This window comes from Dyadobacter sp. CY347 (assembly GCF_021502655.1).
Classification (GTDB): Bacteria; Bacteroidota; Bacteroidia; order Cytophagales; family Spirosomataceae; genus Dyadobacter.
This window is the reverse complement of the sequence record NZ_JAKFFT010000007.1, coordinates 49,232-70,437: the sequence shown is the minus strand read 5'-3', so window position 1 is coordinate 70,437 and position 21,206 is coordinate 49,232. Positions and strand designations below refer to the sequence as shown.

At 40.1% G+C, this 21,206-nt stretch carries 19 protein-coding genes and 1 tRNA gene; 8 read left to right on the top strand and 12 right to left on the bottom strand.

Annotation, left to right across the window (positions count from 1 at the left end):
- Positions 1-156: 156 nt before the first annotated feature.
- Positions 157-1,173, bottom strand: coding sequence for a hypothetical protein (locus tag L0659_RS16045; protein ID WP_235127632.1), 1,017 nt, complete (start codon positions 1,171-1,173; stop codon positions 157-159).
- Between the two features lie 145 nt (positions 1,174-1,318).
- Here L0659_RS16045 and L0659_RS16040 point away from each other — a divergent pair, with 145 nt between their 5' ends.
- The 5 genes from L0659_RS16040 to hsdR all read left to right on the top strand — a co-directional run bounded on the left by L0659_RS16040 (position 1,319) and on the right by hsdR (position 8,862).
- Complete coding sequence (locus L0659_RS16040) at positions 1,319-1,975, top strand: hypothetical protein (RefSeq protein ID WP_235127630.1); 657 nt, start codon at positions 1,319-1,321, stop codon at positions 1,973-1,975.
- A 193-nt stretch (positions 1,976-2,168) separates the two neighbouring features.
- Positions 2,169-3,620 carry a class I SAM-dependent DNA methyltransferase gene (locus L0659_RS16035; protein ID WP_235127628.1) on the top strand — a complete coding sequence of 484 codons (1,452 nt, stop codon included), beginning with the start codon at positions 2,169-2,171 and terminating at the stop codon, positions 3,618-3,620.
- Positions 3,617-4,774 carry a restriction endonuclease subunit S gene (locus L0659_RS16030; protein WP_235127626.1) on the top strand — a complete coding sequence of 386 codons (1,158 nt, stop codon included), beginning with the start codon at positions 3,617-3,619 and terminating at the stop codon, positions 4,772-4,774. Before L0659_RS16035 ends, L0659_RS16030 begins: the two co-directional genes overlap by 4 nt.
- Positions 4,775-4,795: 21 nt before the next feature.
- Entirely contained in the window at positions 4,796-6,454 is a 1,659-nt protein-coding gene (locus L0659_RS16025) for an ATP-binding protein (RefSeq protein WP_235127615.1), read from the top strand.
- 74 nt (positions 6,455-6,528) lie between these two features.
- Positions 6,529-8,862, top strand: a complete 2,334-nt coding sequence (hsdR, locus tag L0659_RS16020; RefSeq protein ID WP_235127613.1) for an EcoAI/FtnUII family type I restriction enzme subunit R — start codon at positions 6,529-6,531, stop codon at positions 8,860-8,862.
- 95 nt (positions 8,863-8,957) lie between these two features.
- On the opposite strand, the gene L0659_RS16015 is transcribed toward hsdR, so the two are convergent.
- The 8 genes from L0659_RS16015 to L0659_RS15980 form a co-directional block, all read right to left on the bottom strand.
- Entirely contained in the window at positions 8,958-11,438 is a 2,481-nt protein-coding gene (locus L0659_RS16015; RefSeq protein ID WP_235127611.1) for a UvrD-helicase domain-containing protein, read from the bottom strand.
- Between the two features lie 6 nt (positions 11,439-11,444).
- Complete coding sequence (locus L0659_RS16010) at positions 11,445-12,308, bottom strand: radical SAM protein (RefSeq protein WP_235127609.1); 864 nt, start codon at positions 12,306-12,308, stop codon at positions 11,445-11,447.
- A gap of 406 nt (positions 12,309-12,714) precedes the next feature.
- Positions 12,715-13,500 (bottom strand): relaxase/mobilization nuclease domain-containing protein, encoded by a 786-nt coding sequence (locus tag L0659_RS16005; RefSeq protein WP_235127600.1) that lies wholly within the window; start codon positions 13,498-13,500, stop codon positions 12,715-12,717.
- Positions 13,497-13,826 (bottom strand): plasmid mobilization protein, encoded by a 330-nt coding sequence (locus tag L0659_RS16000; RefSeq protein WP_235127598.1) that lies wholly within the window; start codon positions 13,824-13,826, stop codon positions 13,497-13,499. Before L0659_RS16000 ends, L0659_RS16005 begins: the two co-directional genes overlap by 4 nt.
- A gap of 224 nt (positions 13,827-14,050) precedes the next feature.
- Positions 14,051-14,584: a hypothetical protein gene (locus tag L0659_RS15995; protein ID WP_235127590.1), complete on the bottom strand. Its 534-nt coding sequence runs from the start codon at positions 14,582-14,584 to the stop codon at positions 14,051-14,053.
- Complete coding sequence (locus L0659_RS15990) at positions 14,565-15,275, bottom strand: hypothetical protein (RefSeq protein WP_235127588.1); 711 nt, start codon at positions 15,273-15,275, stop codon at positions 14,565-14,567. The genes L0659_RS15995 and L0659_RS15990 overlap by 20 nt, the downstream gene beginning before the upstream one ends.
- Positions 15,262-15,651 carry a hypothetical protein gene (locus L0659_RS15985; protein ID WP_235127586.1) on the bottom strand — a complete coding sequence of 130 codons (390 nt, stop codon included), beginning with the start codon at positions 15,649-15,651 and terminating at the stop codon, positions 15,262-15,264. The genes L0659_RS15990 and L0659_RS15985 overlap by 14 nt, the downstream gene beginning before the upstream one ends.
- Positions 15,620-16,525 carry a toprim domain-containing protein gene (locus L0659_RS15980; protein ID WP_235127584.1) on the bottom strand — a complete coding sequence of 302 codons (906 nt, stop codon included), beginning with the start codon at positions 16,523-16,525 and terminating at the stop codon, positions 15,620-15,622. The genes L0659_RS15985 and L0659_RS15980 overlap by 32 nt, the downstream gene beginning before the upstream one ends.
- Positions 16,526-16,657: 132 nt before the next feature.
- Between L0659_RS15980 and L0659_RS15975 the strand changes: the two genes are divergently transcribed.
- The gene (locus tag L0659_RS15975) at positions 16,658-16,861 is read left to right on the top strand and encodes a hypothetical protein (protein WP_235127581.1); all 204 of its coding nucleotides are present in this window, start codon (positions 16,658-16,660) and stop codon (positions 16,859-16,861) included.
- A gap of 140 nt (positions 16,862-17,001) precedes the next feature.
- Here the strand turns inward: L0659_RS15975 and L0659_RS15970 are convergent, their stop codons facing one another.
- The 3 genes from L0659_RS15970 to L0659_RS15960 all read right to left on the bottom strand — a co-directional run bounded on the left by L0659_RS15970 (position 17,002) and on the right by L0659_RS15960 (position 18,789).
- Entirely contained in the window at positions 17,002-17,979 is a 978-nt protein-coding gene (locus L0659_RS15970) for an AAA family ATPase (RefSeq protein ID WP_235127579.1), read from the bottom strand.
- 44 nt (positions 17,980-18,023) lie between these two features.
- The gene (locus L0659_RS15965) at positions 18,024-18,317 is read right to left on the bottom strand and encodes an AlpA family transcriptional regulator (RefSeq protein ID WP_235127570.1); all 294 of its coding nucleotides are present in this window, start codon (positions 18,315-18,317) and stop codon (positions 18,024-18,026) included.
- Positions 18,318-18,716: 399 nt separating this feature from the next.
- Positions 18,717-18,789, bottom strand: a tRNA-Phe gene (locus L0659_RS15960).
- Positions 18,790-19,023: 234 nt separating this feature from the next.
- On the opposite strand from L0659_RS15960, the gene L0659_RS15955 reads away from it, so the two are divergent.
- Both L0659_RS15955 and L0659_RS15950 read left to right on the top strand, forming a co-directional pair.
- Entirely contained in the window at positions 19,024-20,364 is a 1,341-nt protein-coding gene (locus tag L0659_RS15955; protein WP_235127568.1) for a (Fe-S)-binding protein, read from the top strand.
- A complete protein-coding gene (locus tag L0659_RS15950) occupies positions 20,365-21,162 on the top strand; it encodes a (Fe-S)-binding protein (protein WP_235127565.1) in 798 nt (265 codons plus the stop codon).
- Positions 21,163-21,206: the final 44 nt, after the last annotated feature.

Here is a 21,206-nt window from a genome sequence, read left to right as displayed (position 1 = left end):
GACCCAAAGTCAAAGTATAAGCTTACTATACGCAGATGAAAATCAAAGTACTCCCTTACGATAGCAAGTAAATACTTGAAAATCAATGAAGTGTTATGACGGACAGGAGATTTTCGTCATACCTCTCAAAAGAGAACCCATCAGAATCTGAGTAAATTAGTCAAACGAATTACCCGTTAAGCCGCTTACTACCGACTGAAATGGGGTATGTTGATTAAAAGAAAGGTTAGGGATATATGATTTCAAATCGAAATATCTTCTTCCCCGCATTCCACCAGATGATCTTTTTAAGAAATTTACTTCTTCAAATTTCTCAACGATGTAAAAGCGGTGGTCAACATTTTGTAGATCAAAATATGGCGAAGCAACTATTAAATCATTAACCCTTTTAACATCGTCATTGGTTATAGTTCCACTTTCTTTTTCAAGTGCAAGTTTACCGGACGAATGGCTCCAAATGCCATATCCACGTATCTTACCTACATGAGATACGGCCTTGTTCTTATAAAGACCAATAAGTGAGCAACTTAGGAGATTTGATCTACCTGCTGGATGATAATAGATTCCAAATTCTACATTTTGATCTCTTGATGAGCTGCAAGGAAATACAACCATTCTGCTAAACGCATTCATAAACAAGCCCTCAGAACTGAGAAACCGAGAATAATCTTCAATTATCTCTTTTAGATCCGTTTCGTACTCAGAACACAATTTTTCAAGTTCATTAGCAAGTTGGGCATATGTAATTCCTATAAACACAACGCCATCTCTTGCAGCCATACTCTGAAACTTACTCTCGTCCATTTCCGAAAGATCTTCCTTGGTGAGACCCAGCAAAAAAACGGATCCATTTGGATGAGATTTATTCCTTAGACTGTCTAGATGCCTACCTATTTGCTCTTCATAAAGCCTGCCGTCCACTTTCGCCTCTATGTAAAGGTTGAATGGCATTTGGCTAATATATGCATCAGGAACACTATGTGACTCTCGCGTCTGTTGCTTAAAGCTTAGTCCAATCGGGATTTTCGAATTTTCATCTGACACTAATGAATGTAACAAAGCTTCAAACTTTGCTGGTGAATTACGGTACACATAGCGAAATACTAACAATGTGTTGTTTGTCACATAGTTCTCTGGTTGAGAGAATTTTTGAAAATAGGATATATCGGACATTAAATTAGGGTTTTGGTAAAGGTAGAAGAAAGTTCATCAACAATTAAGTTCAGGCCTTTTAAAGAAATGGATGAAAAGAATAGAAATTGTGGACAACTTTAAGGAAATTCTAAAAAGTGATACATAACCTATTTTTTATAATATTATGCCCAAATCTTCGGTAATATTTCAAATTCAGCCGATTGCCAAGCAGATCGCTAAGGATGGCCAAAAAATCGTAGACAACATTAAGTATGAGAGTGTTGATGTTTACAAATTTTTACAGCAAGCTTACCAGGACACTGATATTACAACAAATTACCTATTTCAATTTTTATTTAGGAAGTATTACAATTTAGAAGAAGCTCGGCTATCCGATGATTTTCATTCCGAATACTTCAAAATACTTCAAGATTTAAAAAATAATAGCCAAGATTGGAATTATGAAAGTGTCATTGAGCACCTTTACCAGATACCAAGAGCCAAAGGTGATAATGCTATACAATGCTCGTTTGTGTCAAAAATGTTTCATACTCTTGACCCGAACAATGTAGTGTACGATAGCAAAGTGGCCAAAATGTTCCGATTTAAAAGTTTAAGTACACTTTCCACTGATCAAAAAATAGGGAAATTCAAGCAGCAAATAGGAACTATTTCATCAAGCTATAATGAAATAATCACAAAGAGACTTCTTGATGATGTGATTATAATGTTCGACGCCAGATTCGAAAACCACGACTTGCATCCAAGAAAAGTGCTCGATTTTATATTCTGGTCAGCAGGTAGAACGATATACTCAAAACAGAAGGATGTCTTGGAATAGAGCACTTCGCATAAACGTGATCCCCTGATAACTTTTCGTTGAGAAACGTATCAATGTGAACATGGCAAATCAACTTTCCTTACTGCAAAATGGCAATCTTTTTGTTTCTTAAACCTAAATTTACAAAATCCGGATCACTTTGGCTTATGCCCCCTATTAGTCCTGTTAGGGCGTTAAATTTATAGTACAAAACATGTTTGAACAAACTTTTAAGAATATAGATGATATCCTGCACAAAGATGCAGGTTGTGGTAGTGAATTGGATTATGTAGAGCAAACCTCTTGGGTGTTGTTTTTAAAGTACCTGGATGATTTGGAAAGCGACAAGAAAACAGCGGCTGAGCTTACTGGCCAGCCATACAAAAATATTATCGCACCTGAGTTCCAATGGACGGTTTGGGCTGCTCCGAAAGCTGAAAACGGTAAGCTTGATCATCATAAAGCACTCACAGGAGATGATCTGAAAGATTTTGTTGACCTTCACTTGTTTCCTTATCTCAAAAAATTTAAGGTTGATGCGGAAAGTGCGGATACGATTGAGTACAAGATAGGTGAGATTTTTAGTGAGCTGAAAAATCGGATGCAAAGCGGGTACAATTTGCGTGAAGTAATTAACCGCATTGATGAGCTTCGTTTCAGGACGCATGCTGAGAAGCATGAAATGAGCCACCTGTATGAGGATAAAATCAAAAACATGGGCAATGCAGGGCGGAACGGCGGTGAATATTACACGCCTAGACCGCTCATTAAAACCATTGTAAAAGTAGTAGCCCCCGAAATTGGAGACAAAATTTATGATGGCGCAGTAGGAAGCGCGGGTTTTCTGGTGGAGGCTTACGATTATCTGAGACATAGTAAAAACCTGACTACCAAAGACGTTGAAACGTTACAAAAGCGTTCGTTTTACGGTAAGGAGAAAAAATCATTGGCCTATATTATTGGTACGATGAACATGATCCTGCACGGCGTGGAAGCTCCTAACATAGTGCATACAAACACGCTGGCGGAAAACATTGCGGACATACAGGAAAAGGATCGATATGATGTCGTTTTAGCCAATCCGCCATTTGGAGGAAAAGAACGTGTGGAAGTACAGCAGAATTTTCCGATTAAAACCGGAGAAACTGCCTCCCTCTTTTTACAGCATTTTATCAAAATATTGAAAGCCGGAGGAAAAGCGGGTATTGTGATCAAAAACACTTTTTTGAGCAATACAGACAATGCTTCTGTGAGTATAAGAAAGTTGCTGCTGGAAAGCTGCAACCTGCATACGGTACTGGATTTACCGGGAGGAACATTTACAGGAGCCGGTGTAAAAACGGTTGTGCTGTTCTTTGAAAAAGGTGCCCCAACCAGTAAGGTCTGGTTTTACCAGCTGAACCTGGACAGAAACCTGGGCAAGACCAACGCATTAAACGAAAAAGACCTGGCTGATTTTGTTGAGCTCCAAAAGACAAAAGCTGAAAGTGAGAATTCCTGGATCATAGACGTAACTTCTATGGACGGGACTTATGATTTGAGTGCTAAAAATCCTAACAAAAAGGAAGAGGCCGCATTACGCAGACCACAAGATATTCTAGAAGAAATGAGATTACTGGATGAAAAAAGTGCTGATATTTTAAACACAATTTTGGAATTAATATGAAGCAAGATTGGGAAACAAAAAGGCTTGATGATGTTTGTAATGTTGAATATGGAACAAGAGTAGTAAGCAAGAGAGATGGAGGAACTGTCTATCCAGTTTATGGCGGAGGCGGTGCAACATTTTTTAAGGATACATTTAATAGAGAAGACTGTTTTATTGTTGCAAGATTTGCAATGTCACAACAATGTACACGATTCGTACAAGGAAAATTTTTTCTTAATGATAGTGGTTTAAGTGTAAAACCAAAAAATCAAAAAGAAATTTTGCAAGAGTTTTTGAACTTACAGTTACTTTATCTAAACGATAATATTTATTCACTTGCAAGAGGAACTGCCCAGAAAAATCTTGACCTTTCTGCATTTAGAAATATTAAAATTTATTACCCAAAATCTCTATCTGAACAACTACGCATCGTTTCTATCTTAGATGAAGCCTTTGCCGCAATAACCCAGGCAAAAGCCAATGCTGAACAAAACCTTAAAAATACTAAGGAGCTTTTTGAGAGTTATTTGCAGGGGGTGTTTGAGGAAAAGGGTGAGGGTTGGGAGGAAAAGACGCTGAAAGAAATATCATTAGAATTTGCAAGAGGCAAGTCTAAGCATCGGCCAAGAGGTGATGCATCTTTACTCGATGGTGAATATCCTTTAATACAAACAGGAGATGTCAGCAATTCAGACCATTGGATAAATTCCTATTCTCAGACTTATAATGAAAAAGGACTGGCCCAAAGTAAGCTTTGGCCAAAAGGAACAGTCTGCATAGCTATTGTCGGATCTAATGTGGCTGAAACAGCAATACTAAATTTCGAGGCCTGTTTTCCAGACAGTGTTATAGGAATTGTGGTGAATCCTAAAAAGGCCAATAATGAATATGTTGATTATCTTTTGCAATTTTTCAAAGCCTATTTAAAAGAGAAAGGAAAAGGTACTGCCAGGGATAATATCAATTTGGCAACATTCGAATTTCAAAAATTTCCCTTCCCAAATGTTGAAACTCAAATCCAAATAGTTAGTAGATTTCATTTACTTTCAACCGAAACAAAAAGACTAGAATCAATTTATAAAAAGAAAATTGCAGATTTGGAGGATTTAAAAAAGAGTTTGCTTGAGAAAGCTTTTAAAGGAGAGCTAGTTCTAGAAACTGAGTCTGTTTAATTATTTACTACCCTGTTCATAATGCAAGAACATAAGAGTTTAGATAAAAAATCATCACGTTTTTTGAAAGGCAAACAAACCAATTGGGATGAGCTTGTTAAGGATTCTGTTGCTTTTGCAAATGCACAAGGTGGAGAGATTTTAATTGGAATCGAAGATGATTGTGATGCACCGCCACCTAATTATAAGGTCTTAGACAAACATATTGTCGAAATTATACAGAAAAACATAGTCCAGCGGACTATCAATGTAGGAGTAGCAGTTACTATAAAAACGGCTTCAAATGGTGGCGAATACATTGAAGTGCAGGTTTTCAGGAATGCACAAACCATTGCTTCCACTACTGACGGAAAGTATTACATAAGGATTTCTGATGAATGTAAACCTATTCCTCCGGACGAAATGGCGCGCTTGGCTGCTGAAAAGAATGCATTTGTTTGGGAAGAGCAAACGACCAAACGAATAGAAACTTTCCATGCAGATAGTAGTAAAAGGACAACGTTTTTAAAAGACATAAGGTCATCGGGCAGGGTAAGTAATTTTGTCAAAGAAATGTCTGATGATGAAATACTGGAATATTACTTTTTTCAAAAGGGTGATTATCTGACTAATCTGGGGATTTTATGGATTGGGCATAGGGCTTCCAGGGCTTCTTTGCTTTATCCTCCTGCCATTCAGATAATCAGATATGACGAGAACGATGAAAAAGTATGGAAACTTCTTTTAGATGATTACTTTCTAAATCCGAAAGAATTGTTAGAAAAGGTTTTACTAGATGTTCCCGATTGGCAGGAAAGTATAGAGATTTCAGAAGGTATGTTTAGAAAAAACATACCCTTTTTTCCACTAGAAGTTGTTCGTGAGTTGGTGGTAAATGCCTTGGTTCATCGCACTTATACTACCAGAGGCGATATTTTTATCAACATTTTCCAGGATAGATTAGAAATACATAGCCCTGGCCGACTTCCTTATGGTGTAACCCCAAGTAATATTCTTAGCCAGTCTATCAGAAGAAACGATCATCTATCGAAAGTATTTTACGATCTGGGGCTAATGGAAAAAGAAGGAAGTGGGTATGATATCGTTTATGCGAAGCTACTAGGATCAGGAAAGCCTATACCCATAGTGAAAGAAACGGATGAGAGAGTTACTGTAATTGTTAGAAAACAGTTTATCAGTAAAGAAATTGTCCGTTTGATGGATAAAGCAAGTTCAGAATTTGCTTTAAAGCAGAAGGAAGTAATATCTCTTGGGCTTATAGCGCAGCATCAGTCACTAAGTGCCATCGAAATTTCTCGTTTATTAAATCAGAAGGAAGAGCAGGGATTAAGGAATTGGATTGGAAAACTTGCAGATTATGATTTGATCAAGAAGAGCGGTAATGGAAAAGGTACCCAGTATGCCGTAAATCCTGAGTTTATCCGGAAAATAAATTTCACAGGAAAAACCACATTAAAAAATATTGAAGATCACAGGTTAGAGGAATTATTATATAAAGATATCAAAGCATACCCATCAAGTGCATTTGGTGAGATCCATAAACGTATCGGAGAAGAAATCAACATGCACAAAGTGAGGAGATTATTAAAAGAAATGGTTAGTAGTAAGAAGATTTTTGTAGAAGGAACAAATAGATGGACAAGGTACTCTATTGAGCAAAATGCGCGAGAAAACGTATAAAAACTCAATAGAAACTCAATAGAAACTCAATAGACGTTATTTAAAACGCGTAAGATCCCCTCAAACTCAATAATATGAACGAAGCAGAAACCAGAGCTGAGCTTATTGATCCTAAACTAAAGGCTTGTGGCTGGGGTGTGGTAGAAGGCTCAAAAGTGCTTCGTGAAAGAAATGCACAGATCACAGCCGGAAAAATCCAGACTGGGGGTGGCAGGACCAAGCCAATGATAGCTGATTACATATTAGTGTACAAGGGCATTAAACTGGCAGTCATTGAGGCAAAAAGTGATGAGTTATCTGTTGGAGAAGGTGTAGCACAAGCCAAACTTTATGCAGAAAAGTTAAATCTGGAAACGACTTATTCCACCAATGGAAGAGAAATTTACAGCATGTGCCTAAAATCGGGCGTCGAGGGGTTGGTTGAGAACTATCTTACTCCAGATGAACTTTGGAATAAGACGTTTCCAATCGAAAACGTATGGAGAGACAAGTTTAATGACATTCCATTTGAAGATGTCGGTGGTACAAAAGGAGCAAGATATTATCAGGAAATTGCTGTTAATAATACGTTAGAAGCTGTCGCCAATAGTGAAGACAGGATTCTGCTAACCTTGGCCACAGGTACGGGAAAGACATTTATATCCTTTGAAATTGCTTGGAAGCTATTTCAAACACGCTGGAATCTAAAGAGAGACGGCAGCCGGAGGCCGAGAATTTTATTTTTAGCAGATCGTAACATTTTGGCAAATCAGGCATTTAATGCATTTTCGGCCTTTCCCGAAGATGCACTAGTTCGCATTAGCCCAAAGGAAATCAGTAAAAAAGGTAGTGTACCCACTAACGGCAGCATCTTCTTTACCATTTTCCAAACCTTCATGAGCGGTACGGACAAGGAAGGAAAGCCTGCACCCTACTTTGGTGCATATCCATCAGACTATTTTGATTTTATCATTATAGATGAGTGTCACCGCGGTGGAGCAAATGATGAAGGAAACTGGCGTGCAATTCTCGAATATTTTTCGCCAGCTGTTCAGTTGGGTCTAACAGCAACCCCAAAACGGAAAGATAACGTTGATACCTACAAATATTTCGGAGAACCTGTTTACATCTATTCCTTAAAAGAAGGAATTAATGATGGCTTTTTAACACCCTTTAAAGTAAAACGAGTACAGACTACCCTTGACGATTATCTATATACAAGTGACGACCAGGTCATTGAAGGTGAAATTGAGGAAGGGAAAATATACAAAGAGCCTGATTTCAATAAAATCATTGAGATAAAAGAAAGAGAAGAAAAGCGGGTTCGTGTTTACATGGACGAAGCCAATCAGAAAGAGAAAGCAATTATATTTTGTGCTACGCAGGAACACGCTGCGGCAGTTCGGGACTTGGTTAATCAGTATAAGAAAAGTAAAGATCCACACTATTGCGTCCGGGTTACTGCAAACGACGGTGAAACTGGAGAGCAGTTTTTAAGAGAATTTCAGGATAATGAAAAGACTATCCCGACAATTCTTACTACTTCTCAGAAACTTTCAACCGGAGTAGACGCAAGAAATATTCGTAATATCGTTCTGATGCGTCCGGTCAATTCTATGATTGAGTTTAAACAAATTGTTGGACGTGGAACACGCTTATTTGACGGGAAAGAGTTTTTCACTATTTACGATTTTGTAAACGCTTATCAACACTTCGCAGATCCGGAATGGGACGGCGAGCCATTGGAACCTGAACCGCCAAGAGAAAAGCCCATAACACCGCCTGTTGATCCTGACGAGAAAAAAGAGGATGATGAAGAGAAGTCCAGAGAGAAACGTCAAAAGGTAAAAGTTAAATTGAAAGACGGAAAAGAAAGAGAAATTCAACACATGATCGCGACTTCGTTCTGGAATGCGGACGGACGCCCTATTTCATCAGAAGAATTTTTAAATAATTTATTTGGAGCTTTACCAGATTTCTTTCAAAACGAAGCTGAGTTACGAACAATATGGAGTAATCCCCTGACAAGAAAAACACTACTTGAAAAATTAGAAGAAGCCGGATTCGGTAAAGAGGAACTTTCAACTCTACAAAAATTAATAGACGCCGAGAAAAGCGATTTGTTCGATGTTTTAGAATATGTCTTCAATAGCGAGATCAAACCTATGACCAGGGAAGCAAGAGTAGCAGCAACACACGCAACAATTTTCGCATTGCTGAATGACAAGCAAAGGGAGTTCATTGAATTTGTATTGAGCAAATACGTAGAAAGCGGATTTGAAGAGCTAGCCCAAGAAAAGTTACCCATCTTATTGACCAACAAATATCAATCTTTGGAAGATGCCAAGGCTATGTTAGGGGATGTCGCCAATATTAGTTCTTTGTTTGTTGAGTTTCAGAGGCATTTGTACGGGAAGAAGGTGGCGTAGTCTACATGGAGTGAAAAAATTTTATGGCAGCTATTGCTTTGAGGGTTCATCGAACACGATTAGCAACTCATTTTTAGGAAGAGTCTATATATATCCTAAGCAGCGTCCTCGTCAACTATTGTCTCAGGGGCGTACTCTTCGCATAAAGAGCCAAACTTGTCCGCCGTTACTTGATCCCACATTATCAAACGTTCGATATCGAGCAGGCCAAGAATTTTCTTATAGATATTTTGGGTAGTGTCTGTAAGCGCTATTATTAAGGTACAAGAAGTTCTTGTTACGATGGTATAAGTAAACTCAAACACCTCCTTTTCAAATTCTAAAGGTATCCTTGTAGACCAAAGTACGCATTCCTTTTCGAGTCCCTTTAAGCTGAGAATTGTATCCGTTTCACAGGAAATTCCTTGCTTGACAATTTCATTTTGCAGTTCAATATCTTTCTCAAGAATAGTTATTCTTTCAAGATCATATATCTTGTAATGATTAAAAACTTGCTTCACCTTCTCTGCGACCTCAATGTGGCCTTGGCCATAGATGACAATTGGTCTGGACCCAGGTGGAGAGCTTTTATATGGTGTAATGTCTGTTACTCCTTCATCATTCCCAAAGCGTGCAACAATTGCAGCTGAAAGCCTTTTGATACACTCACTAATCCTAACTGGCAAGCGATACGAGCCATCTAACCGATAAAATCTTCGCCTATCCATCCGGTTATCTCTCGGAATTCGTGCCGCCGTTCCTAAATGAATTGACTGAGCTAAATCACCAGCGATTGTCAAGTTATTCGGGTTTTTAATCATGGAGTAAAATATTTCAAAATCAGCTTCCGTACAATCTTGAAATTCATCAACCATAATATAATCGTAATTGAGCTTCAGTTCACCCATTTTCAACTTTGAAAACAAATATTGCCGCCGCAAAGTGAAACTCTGAATACCTTCTTTATGCATTCGCTGAGCATACTCAGTCAAACATTTCCAAGCTAACTGCCTTCGATAACTATTTTTTGGTAATGATGGATTATTACCTCTACCTTTTCTTGTTATATTCAAGTAGGTTTCCTCGCCCTGTGCGATGCCTACTTGTAAACCGTAGATAACACGGTGATATTCCTCAAACAAAAAGTCTGAATTTAGAATATTATCAAATCTATCGCTGAAAATCTTCTCTTCCCGCTTTACCCTGAGTATAATTTCTTTCAATAGCGTGTAATGCTGTTCGAGGTTAACTAGTCCTTTATATTTAACACCTCCAAGCATTTTAGGCAACATATCAAAATGTAATAATCGAACATTTGTTTGCTTAGAATTTTTAAAAGTTATGTGGCTAGATTTATCACTGTATCCGTAAAAGTTTATATCATGCGATAATGTATATCTGTTGCTGTCAAGTAAATCCCTGAGCCACTCAGCTAATTTCGCAATTAGCCCCTTATTAAATGTCGTTACCAATATTTTTAAGTCAGTTGAATATCCAGATTCTTCAACTATATTTTTTATCTTCTCCGTTATTACAATGCTTTTGCCACACCCAGCTGGGCCAACAATAATTGACGGTCTGTCGGAATTTCTTGCTGCTCTCCTTTGGTCGTCATTTAAGACGACATCTCTTCGAACAGTAATAGGCGAATTAAAGATGTCTAATGATGGAATGTTTCTCTTTTTATAAGAAAATACTATCTCTGACTGCGGTTTTTGAAGAACAACACCATAATGGCTGCTATCTGTCCAAAATGACTGTCTGCTTAATTCCGAAATCCCGAATTTATTCCCAAGAGCAACTCTTACTTCATTTATTTTTTTTAGCTCTCCGCGAAACAACAGGCTTGTATCAGACACTGTTTGCGCATCAAATCCTAACTGACTAAACTCCTTGACAACAGAATCGACAAATGGTATTTTTTCTGCTTGGTTAGAGGTCAAGAGTAATACAGTATTAGGTTTGTATTTGGTTACCAGCTCTCTGAAATCATTCGCTATTTCTAATTTGTTATCTGACGCGTCAAAAAGATAGCTTGCCGCTAAAATAGGGTTCGATGTTTCTAAATTTTTGTCATTAGTCCAGGAATTGACCCGATATTCAGTAATAAAATTTTCCTTTGTTTCGGGGTAAATTTTAACAAATTCGTTCCATAGGTAATCCTTGCTATAACTGAGCATAAATGGACTAGTATCTATATTTATTACTGTGATCTTCGGTGGACTTTCACCAAGCCTTCTTAACCCTGCGCAGATCAAACCCAATCCCCATTGTATCGCCCCTGCTCCTGCCCCTAAGTCAAATACTTCTAAATGCTGCCCTTGCTGATCTAATATCTTTTGCAAAAAGAATGAGAGAAATGTGTTAATTCTGCGAGGGTGATACCAAAGAGAGTAAGCGAATGCTGTATTAGGTCTGTCATAACATAAATCTTTCCCTTTAACTAAATTAAAGCTTTCGATATGACATTGCTTCAAATCATAGCGGAAATTAGCCTCTGACTTGTGCTCGTGGTAGTACCTAATTGAAGCATCGGCAACTGCCTTATCAATATTACCCTGTTCAGACTTCAACCATAATTTAAGCTTCTCTTTCATCCTAAGTTAAATTGGTGCAAATCCTTGCTTGCCTTCACCTAGCCAAGGAAGCTCTTTCTTGAATATTTCTACTACCTCTAAATAATTATTATTGTTCCAGTTCATTTTCTTCATTTGCTGCAATGCTGCTTCTCTGGTACTTGCCACAAATTTGCCTTTGTCAGGATGGAAAGGTTGAACAATAAACTTTTCAACTCCAGTATTTAATAGTTCTTGTGTAAAACTCTTTGCATCTTGAATTGGCAAAAGAGGTGTCATTGTAATACAAGTTTGAATTCCTGCTTCTGTCACTTCCTTTATAGCCTTTAAGCGTGATGAATTCGAAGGGCAATATGGCTCGAATGCCTTTCTTACATCTTCACTATCGGTTGTTACTGTCATATTTACCTGTACTGCGTCAAACTGCTGCAATAAATCAATATCTCTGGTAACTAACTGACTTCTAGTTTGAATTACTATTCTTGGCCTATGATAATTTAACAGCTCTTTTAAAATGCCTCTAGTTAGTTCCAGATGCTTTTCAATCGGCTGATATGGATCTGTCACACTGCTGATATAGATTGTTTTATTGATTAGGGGCTTTCTCCTCCATTTCATTAAAAGTTGCAAAGCATTTTCTTTCACTTTTAGCCAAGCGCCCCAACTTTCTCTTTCTTCAGGCGACCGAGAAAAAAAAGCTGCGTAACAATAATTACAACCAAATGAACAGCCCGAATAGGGATTAAGTGTGAAGTCATACGCTTCCATGAAGCCTTTTGCCTCCGTAAGAATACTTGCTGACGAAATGTACTGAATATTGGTCTGTCCAATTTTATTTTTTTGGTTATCGTCTTTCTCGTGATCTAAGTTGTTAAACAGGTCAAGTGTCATTTTTATGATATGGTCATATTGTGTTATAGATGAAGTGTCATTTCAATGTTCCTGCTATATATTCAAGTCATGCCTCAAATATATCTGGCATACTAAGTTATATCTTCCGTTTCTTTTTTCCGCAAATTGTCTTGTGGACTAGAGAGGCGCGTCAAGGTTTAAGTTATTAACTGTTCACCGATTCAGGCGGTCCTCCGAAGTGGTCGATCAGTTTTACAATAGTATTCTTTCGGTTACAAACAGACTCAACGATTATTGCACAAGCCCAACTGATGACATGCCGTTCGACAGTCTGCCAGAAATCGGAATTTAAGTATAATTTTTGATTAGTGACTATTAGTAAGCCCCACAGATGCAATCACTTGACCAGCCAAAATGAAGTGTGAACGGTCAGTTAAAAACTGTATTATCGTTTCAAATGAATCTCAGGTTTCTTTAACTTTTGTAATTCCGTCTGATCGAATAGATGCTGTAATCGCTTTGCAGTAAAGCCGACATCCTGCCCCTTAATCGGTACCCATCTATAACTATAGCTAGAATACTTCAACCTCCCCTCTTCCACGGTAAACTTACATTCAATCCCCTTCTCTTTCAATTGCCGTTCTAAATCCTCTGGCGAACTACATTTCTTCTTAAAAGCCTCCCTAATGGCCAAGTTCACAAACTTCTGAACCTCTTTCTGGTTCTCGGCAACGCGCCGCAATTTCCCCTCTTCAAGCTTCTCCACCTTGGCAAAACCAAGCTCCTGCGTAATCTCCTTACAGATCCGAACATTCCGGGCATAATTATGCGAAGTCTCCAATGCTTTACTCCCATCTGTTGGCACTCGGTTGATGTAAATGTGTATGTGTTTGTGAGGCTTGTCATTATGCTGGTAAACAGCAATCTGGTGATCCTTGGGATCAGCACCCATTTTAGTGCAATAACGGTTGGCCGCCTCGATCATCTGTTCTTCGGTTGGTTTTTCATTTGGCTTCCAGCTGAGCGAAGAATGCCACACTGGCCTTTTACACCTGCTGCCTGCTGCCTCTTGTTGCATTTCCATAGCAATCCCTAGCGGATCAATGGAAACTATATTGTGCAAAAGCAGCAGCTCTGATTTTCCTTCGATTTCCTTCCCGTCCAAGCTGTGCCCGGCTCCGTAGTTGATGGCGCCTAAAAAGTTGGATCCAATTGTTGTCTTTGCTATCATTTTTTCAAAATGCGTTTTAGTTCTTCCAAGACTTCTATGATTGGCTTTTGGTAGAAATAGCCTTTGTTGGCGAACGCGGCCAGTTGATTAAGGTTGGTTCCTATGCCTTGTAGATTCCGTTTTTCGTCTTTATCAAACCTGGCTTGAACCGGGTGTCCGGTTCCAAGTTTGCGCAGATACTCAGACACTGATAGTCCGGCTAGGGTGGCCTTTGATTTGATTTTATTATAGTCCTGCTGCGTGACGCGCAGCGGGATAGTTCTGTCCTTGGTTTCCCTTTTAGCCTGGAATGGCTGACGGGTATCTTCATGAAGATTTTCTTCCATGGCGCTAATGGTTGGCTGTTAATATTAAATGTTGATGGGGTTCGGGGCGTAGCCCTGACAAGACAAGGGAGGAACGACCGGTGTGTTTGTAACTGCAATTCGGAGCGCAGCGGAAGAATTGTAGTTACAAACACATGGCTTGCTTAACAAAGCCAAAAAATGGCGTTATAAAAAAGTCGAAAATGGTCGAATCCAGTCGAATTTAGCCGAAATTCATGCCTTCTCTATTGAGTATCAGGCTCTAAGGGTACCACAACAACTCTCTCCGTTTTAAGATATTGATACTCCTTTCCAACTGCCATTGACTTCAAGTTCGCTGCCGGACGAAGAACCAGATACTTTTTAGATTTGAATTCTCGTACATCTGCAACCTTAATCATTTGCCTAAATGAATCGAAGTTCGGATACCGCTCAACAAATTCTGATATCGCCTTGTACTTTTCGGACTGGCCGACGAAATAGGCCGTGATAATAATTCCTACCAGAGCCACAAGCGACGGAATAAGAAACTTCCCTATGCTGAATATGAATGCCTGCATATTACTACTGAAATGTACAGGATGGATCTGGCCTTTGACAAGTTTGGTCGCATTACCAATTTCATGTCGGGAGCTCTCAACGGTTTCAGCAAAACTGTTGAACCTATCGTTCAACTCGGTCAAAATAATTGCCGTCCACTCGTCCATTTCATAGCCATACTTGGCTTGAAATCTCCCCATGATCCTAGTAACTTCTTCCTTAGTTATCTGTGAGCTCATCTTTGAAGTTATCGTTAAGTTCTTTTTTTAATCTGATTCTTGCTCCTGTCTGGTAGTCACTGGTTCCGTAACCTTTTCTCACGCCGTCCAGGATTTGGTTGCCTAAATTTGAGCTTGGATCAAAGTCTCCAAAGGTTCTAAATCGCAGTCCTAATAATCCGCAGTTGCGTTTTAACTCTTCAGAGAGATTACTGAAATTCTTAAATGTTGTGATGCTCTGCCAGACAGTTACTTCAAATTCGCCTCGCAGGGCAATTACAAGTTTTTGAAGATAATCTACACTTGGAATGTAGGCTCCACCACCTCCAACAACCACATGAAAATTGGCCATCAGGTCCAGCTCATCCATGAATTGTCTAAATGGCAAGTCTATCTCGAGAAGAGCTGGAAACTGTTCGGATTCCGGAGCGCCCAAATCAAAATAAACCTTCTCAAATGGAGTGTCCACAAGGCTTTCTATGTAGGAAACCAGATTATCCCTCACCAAGACTTCTTTCTCATTGAGTAGCGAAACTGTTTCAGTGCGCGATTCTCCCAAAAATTTAAGTTGTCGGCTGGATGTGCCCGTCGAGCTATCCAAATCCACAAAAAGGGATTTATTGCAATTTTGCTTAGCAATACCTAGCAAGTAGGTAAGCAAGCTTTTTCCTACACCGCCCTTGGCTTGAAGGATGAAATTAAGCTCTTTCATTTTTAGAAAATTTACTTGTTGTTTTAGAATTTAAACTTGTCTTGATTTTGTCCGGATTGGTCCATGTTGCTTCCTGCCCGTCAACGGGTGGGATAGATGTTGGCAAATTCGGATCGGCCGTAGGCAGCATGGCTAATGGTCGACTAACCTCTCTCACTACATCTGACTTGCTAACCTTGTCTTGAAAGTAATGACGGCAGTATTTAATATCAGTGGCATGAATTACATCCCTCTGACCTAATTCCTGATTAATCAAATCTGCAATCATCGATAGAGATGCTCTCATAGCGATCGTATCCCTAAACAAATCGTAAAGCATCCTTTTACGCTTTGGATCTTTTCTTTCATACAGCCTTAGCAGCACTTTTCTGTTCATCACATTTGCTGTTTTGGGTTAAAAATTCATTCAGATCCTTATAGCCTGTATAGAACAAGCTCATATCGACTACACGAGGATATAATTGGTTGATCTGCGCTGCTGCATTCATTCCGGACTGATCATTATCAAGAAAAAGGAATTTGGCTGGGAACGCAGATAAATATTTGGATGCCCTTCCCACCAGCGAAATTGAATTAAGGATCAGAACACTGGCATCGGCTACATGAAAAACCGGCAGCATGCGATAGGACAAGAAATCCATGAAACCCTCAAAAACAATCAGATTTGCACGACCATTTTCTACAAATGAAAGGTCTTTTGGTGCAATGCAAGATTTGAATCCTTTGCTTCTCAGCTCGTATCCTCCTGACTGGTTTTTAAAGCCAACCCCTTTGAAGAAACGGCCTTGATTTGAGTAGATAAGCTCTGTGCAATGTTGGTTGGCCGCTTCTAATGAGATACCCCGGGCATTGAGATAATCGATCAACCGAGGATCTTGGATGTAACCTTCCTTCACTATACGTAGCTTGTTGTTGCTTGGCTGCTTGGAGACTTGAACTGGTGGTTGCGGTTGAAAAGAAGAAAATTTACCGGTTATTAACCTAATCACCTCTTTCACATCCTTGTTTTTAAGAATCAGGCAGGCTAAGTCGATCAAAGTGCCTCCTACCCCAATTGCATGGTCGTACCAAAGGTTTTTGTTGATGTTGACCTTGAAAGACGCATTCTTTTCTGGATCTCTTATCATGCTGATATACCAATAGTTATCACCCCTTTTGGATGTTGGCTGGAATCCATTTTGATCCAATAAACTTATTATGCTGTATTGCTGATTTAACTGTTTTGCATTCATATCTTTTTCTTTTTTCACCAGCACATGTTCCGTTCCGTTCCATTTTCCACGCGTTCCACTTGTTCCATTTTGTTGAAAATATTTTCTATCAATCTGATTGACAGGCAGTTCCATTTTTAATGAATTTTTAGGGCGAAAAATGTGGAACAAATGGAATTTTGGAACTTTGGGAACGCCTGGAACAAATGGAACGAGATGGAACATCTGAGGCTAAATGGAATTAATGGAACGGATGGAACGAAACGGAACTTTGGAACAAATGGAATTTTTGGAACATATGGAACGAGATGGAACATCTCAGGCCAAATGGAAATAATCGAACGCGTGGAACGAATGGAACTTTGGAACAAGTGAAATTTTCGGTACAAGCGGAACAAAGCCGAACTAGTCTAGTTCACTTCCGATGTGTCGCCACTTCATCGAACATTTTTTCACAATCCCCTCTCATAAACAAGGAGGGGTTGTGAGAAAAATGTGGACTTCTTACAGGACAATTATTCGTTTAGCCAGCGATGAATAGTCCCTTTGCCTCTATTCAATATTTTCGCAATCTGCTCGATGGTCTTTCCCTGATCTCTAAGCTCCCGTGCTAAGTCCTTCTGTTCCTCCTTTACGGGCATTACCTCCGTGCCTATGTGCTGCGCTTCGTCGATGTTGTCCTGGACAAACTCAAACCACAGCGATTCCGGATTCAGGCGGATCAGTTTAGCACCGTCCGTCTCTTCGCAATGCCTAGACTTGGAGCGCTTAAAGATCCGGTATTGAATATCCTGTTTGCTCTTCCGTAGAAACATGTCACTATCCGTCAAGTCAGATTTCACGCCAGAACCACTTTGAAGATCGCTGTCGGTCAGCAAATTCCTGGTATGCTTTCGTGTATGATCTGTTATAATAATCGTTGTGTCCAATAAATCACGTAGCGTTAAAATCAAGTGCATGGCCTTTGCAACCTCTTTTCCGTTATTGGTATCGGAATTTAGAAAAGCTACCCTGAAATTATCGAGGACAATCAAAACCGGCTTATGGATCTTCGACATCTCGATGATTGCCTGGGCTTCTTCCTCCAAGCCCTTTTTAGTTGTGTAAACGTAACTTTGAAAGTTTGAAAATTTAATTTCCTGCGGTGGTGCATCAAATAGCCTGGCCAGCCTCCGGCTGATTGTATCTTCACTAAGTTCACAATTGATGAACAATGTGTTTCCGTGATACTCAATTGGTTCATTCCAGAGTGAAGACCATTCTGATGAAATGGCAATGCAAGCTTGAAGACCTAAGAGCGTTTTTCCAGTCCCACGCTCAGCTGCAAAGATTACTGAGGAGTTTTCCAGTACATAGTTTCCCAACAAACGCCTTAGGGGAGCAAGGGTTCTTCCTCTGACCGCGAGATTTTCCATTTTGTTTAATGAAGATTTATGTAAAATCTTTCCCTCCAAATGGTTGTGAAAACCATTCAAGGCTGCTAATTTTGTCATACAAGTTTTGTTAAGATTTTGGAAGGGGTAATGCGGATCAGGCATTATCCCTTTTTCTTTGATTTCTGATTTGTGTACATGTAATTCAACACCTCAGATTTTACAAAATAAAGTCTTCGATGAAGCCTGCGATATGGTAGCCCATCCTTCTGCCACTGATTAAGAGTCACCAGTGAGATGTTCAACTCCTTGGCCATTTGCGCTCGGGACAATAGTCTTTCATCACTACTGGACATCTGATCAATCTTAGGACTAAATGCATTCTTAAATTCCTCTTGAATCACCTGTCTGGTGAAGTTTTTTAGCTCGTCAAACTCAATTACTACTAGCTTGGTCATGGCACATTTGTTTTTAATTGATAATGGCAAATGTTGGGGCGAAGACCCTGAAAAAGCAAGTATGAAAAAGTATGAACTTTGCTTAGCTTGTGTTAAATGCATTTAGACGCTGTATAGGCGTATTTTGCTTAGCCTCGGAGCAAAGCGAGAAAAAGCAAAATTTCTGATTTGAGATAAGAAAGGATAAAGTTTGTTGGATAAGGCTGCCAGAAAATGGCGTATGAAGCTCCAATTTTATTCTCCTGTTGTGACAATTTTTTATGTTGCCCGGATTAGATACAAGAGGAAGCTTTGAATCTGTCAATCTGGAATTTTGCAGAAACTGTAAACCAGAATGTAAACCAAACAAAAAACCGCTCGACAATCTATTGATTATCAAGCGGCTAGCTTTGTATTCTGTGGTGATGGACGGAATCGAACCGCCGACACAAGGATTTTCAGTCCTTTGCTCTACCGACTGAGCTACATCACCAGGCTCAATTGGTTCCCTTTGGGACTGCAAAACTAGAAGTTTGGTTTTGCTTTACAAATTATTTGTGAAAATTTTTAGCAATTTGTTTGTTCTGACAACCTACCTGGCTGATTATCTTCATTTTATGAATATGCTCCTATATTTTATCTCGAAAACATTTGCACCAACTTACATTTTTACCATATTTGTTAAGGTATGCTTGCATACTAATGCGCGTCTAAACGATTTGTAACAATGGCGATATTTCAGCAAATTTTATTCATAGCTGTCTTGGGAACAGTAGCCTGGCTGGGTTATCGGCGGGTCAGCCTGATCCGGTCGACGATCCTGCTTGGCAAGTCGGAGGACCGCTCGGATAATCCTGGCGAACGGTTTTCGATGATGTTGCGCATTGCTTTTGGCCAGAAAAAAATGTTTGACAGGCCGCTAATTGGTGTGCTGCATTTTGCGGTTTACATTGGATTTATTCTCATTAATGTTGAAGTGCTGGAAATTGTGCTGGATGGCATTTTAGGCACGCATCGCCTTTTTGCCCCGTTTTTGGGGAGTTTTTATGCCACATTGATCGGCTTTTTTGAATTGCTTGCGGTTGGGGTTTTGGTAGCGTGCATTATTTTTCTGCTGCGGCGGACGGTTACGAAAGTCGAAAGATTACAGCCGGTTCGGCATCGTGAAATGAATGGCTGGCCTGCATTGGATGGGAAGCTGATATTGGTTTTTGAAATCGTGCTGATGATTGCGATCCTGACAATGAATGCGGCGGACCTGGTTTTACAGGATCTGGGAAGTCCGCACTACAGGCAAACGGGCGACTTCTTTTTTAGTCAATTTCTAAAACCATTATTTACAGGATTGAATGAAGAAACGCTCGTTATTTTCGAGCGGGTGGCGTGGTGGTTTCACATTATCGGGATCTTTGTTTTTGCCATCTATCTGACATATTCCAAGCATTTACACATTGTTCTGGCTTTTCCGAACACCTATTTTTCCCGGCTGATGCCCAAAGGAAAAATGAATAATATGCCGGAAATCACAGCGGAAGTGAAATCAATGCTGGGAATTGAAACGGCCCAGACGGGCGAAGCAACGGTCATTCCGGACCGGTTTGGTGCCAAAGATGTGCAGGATTTGTCCTGGAAAAATCTCATGGACGCCTACTCATGCACGGAATGCGGGCGATGCACGGCGGCTTGTCCTGCTAACATGACTGGCAAAAAACTGTCTCCGAGGAAGATTATGATGGACACGCGCGACAGGCTGGAAGACGTGGGCAGGAATATGTTGGCCAACGGCGGCAAGTTTGTTGAGGACGGGAAAAGTCTGATCGGGGATTATATTTTGGAAGAAGAAATAAATGCTTGTACGACTTGCAATGCGTGTGTGCAGGAATGCCCGGTGCTAATTAACCCGCTGGACATTATTTTGCAACTGCGCAGGCATAAGATCATGGACGAATCGCAGGCGCCGGCGAGCTGGAATATGATGTTCCAAAACCTGGACACCAACCAGGCGCCGTGGAAATTCTCGCCGGGCGACCGTTTTAACTGGGCTGCTGGCCTTGAACCGAAAGAATAAATGAGCGAACTGACATATAAAGTGCCAACAATGGCCGAAATGGCGGCTAATAATGAAGCTCCCGAGGTTTTGTTCTGGGTGGGCTGCGCAGGCTCGTTCGACGATCGCTACAAAAAGGTGACGGTGGCTTTTGTGAAAATATTGAATAAGGCTGGCGTAAAATTTGCTGTATTGGGCACGGAGGAAAGCTGTACAGGCGATCCGGCGCGGCGCGCGGGCAACGAATTTACATTCCAGATGCTTGCGATGTCCAACATTCAGGTGCTGGATATGTATGGGATTAAAAAGATCGTAACGGCTTGTCCGCATTGTTTTAACACATTAAAAAACGAATATCCGCAGCTGGGCGGCCATTATGAGGTGATCCATCATTCCACTTTTTTGCAGCAGCTGATAGATGAGGGCCGCGTAAGGATTGAGGGTGGAGAAACGTTTAAAGGCAAGAAGATTACATTTCACGATTCTTGCTATCTCGGACGTGCAAACAACATCTATGAAGCGCCAAGGCATGTTTTGGAAGCATTGGATGCTGATTTGGTAGAAATGAAAAGATGCCGGACGAAAGGACTGTGCTGCGGCGCGGGAGGCGGGCAAATGTTCAAAGAGCCGGAGCCCGGCAAAAAGGACATTAATATTGAAAGAATTGAAGAAGCCCTGGCGACAGGGGCGGACACGATCGCAGTTGCATGCCCGTTTTGCATGGTGATGATGACGGATGGCGTTAAAAATAAAGAGAAGGAAAGTGCCGTTAAAGTTTATGACCTCGCGGAACTGATCGCGCAGGCCGAGGGGTTATAATGTTGCCCAGCTTTGTTATAGGATGGTTTTATTTAAATAATTTG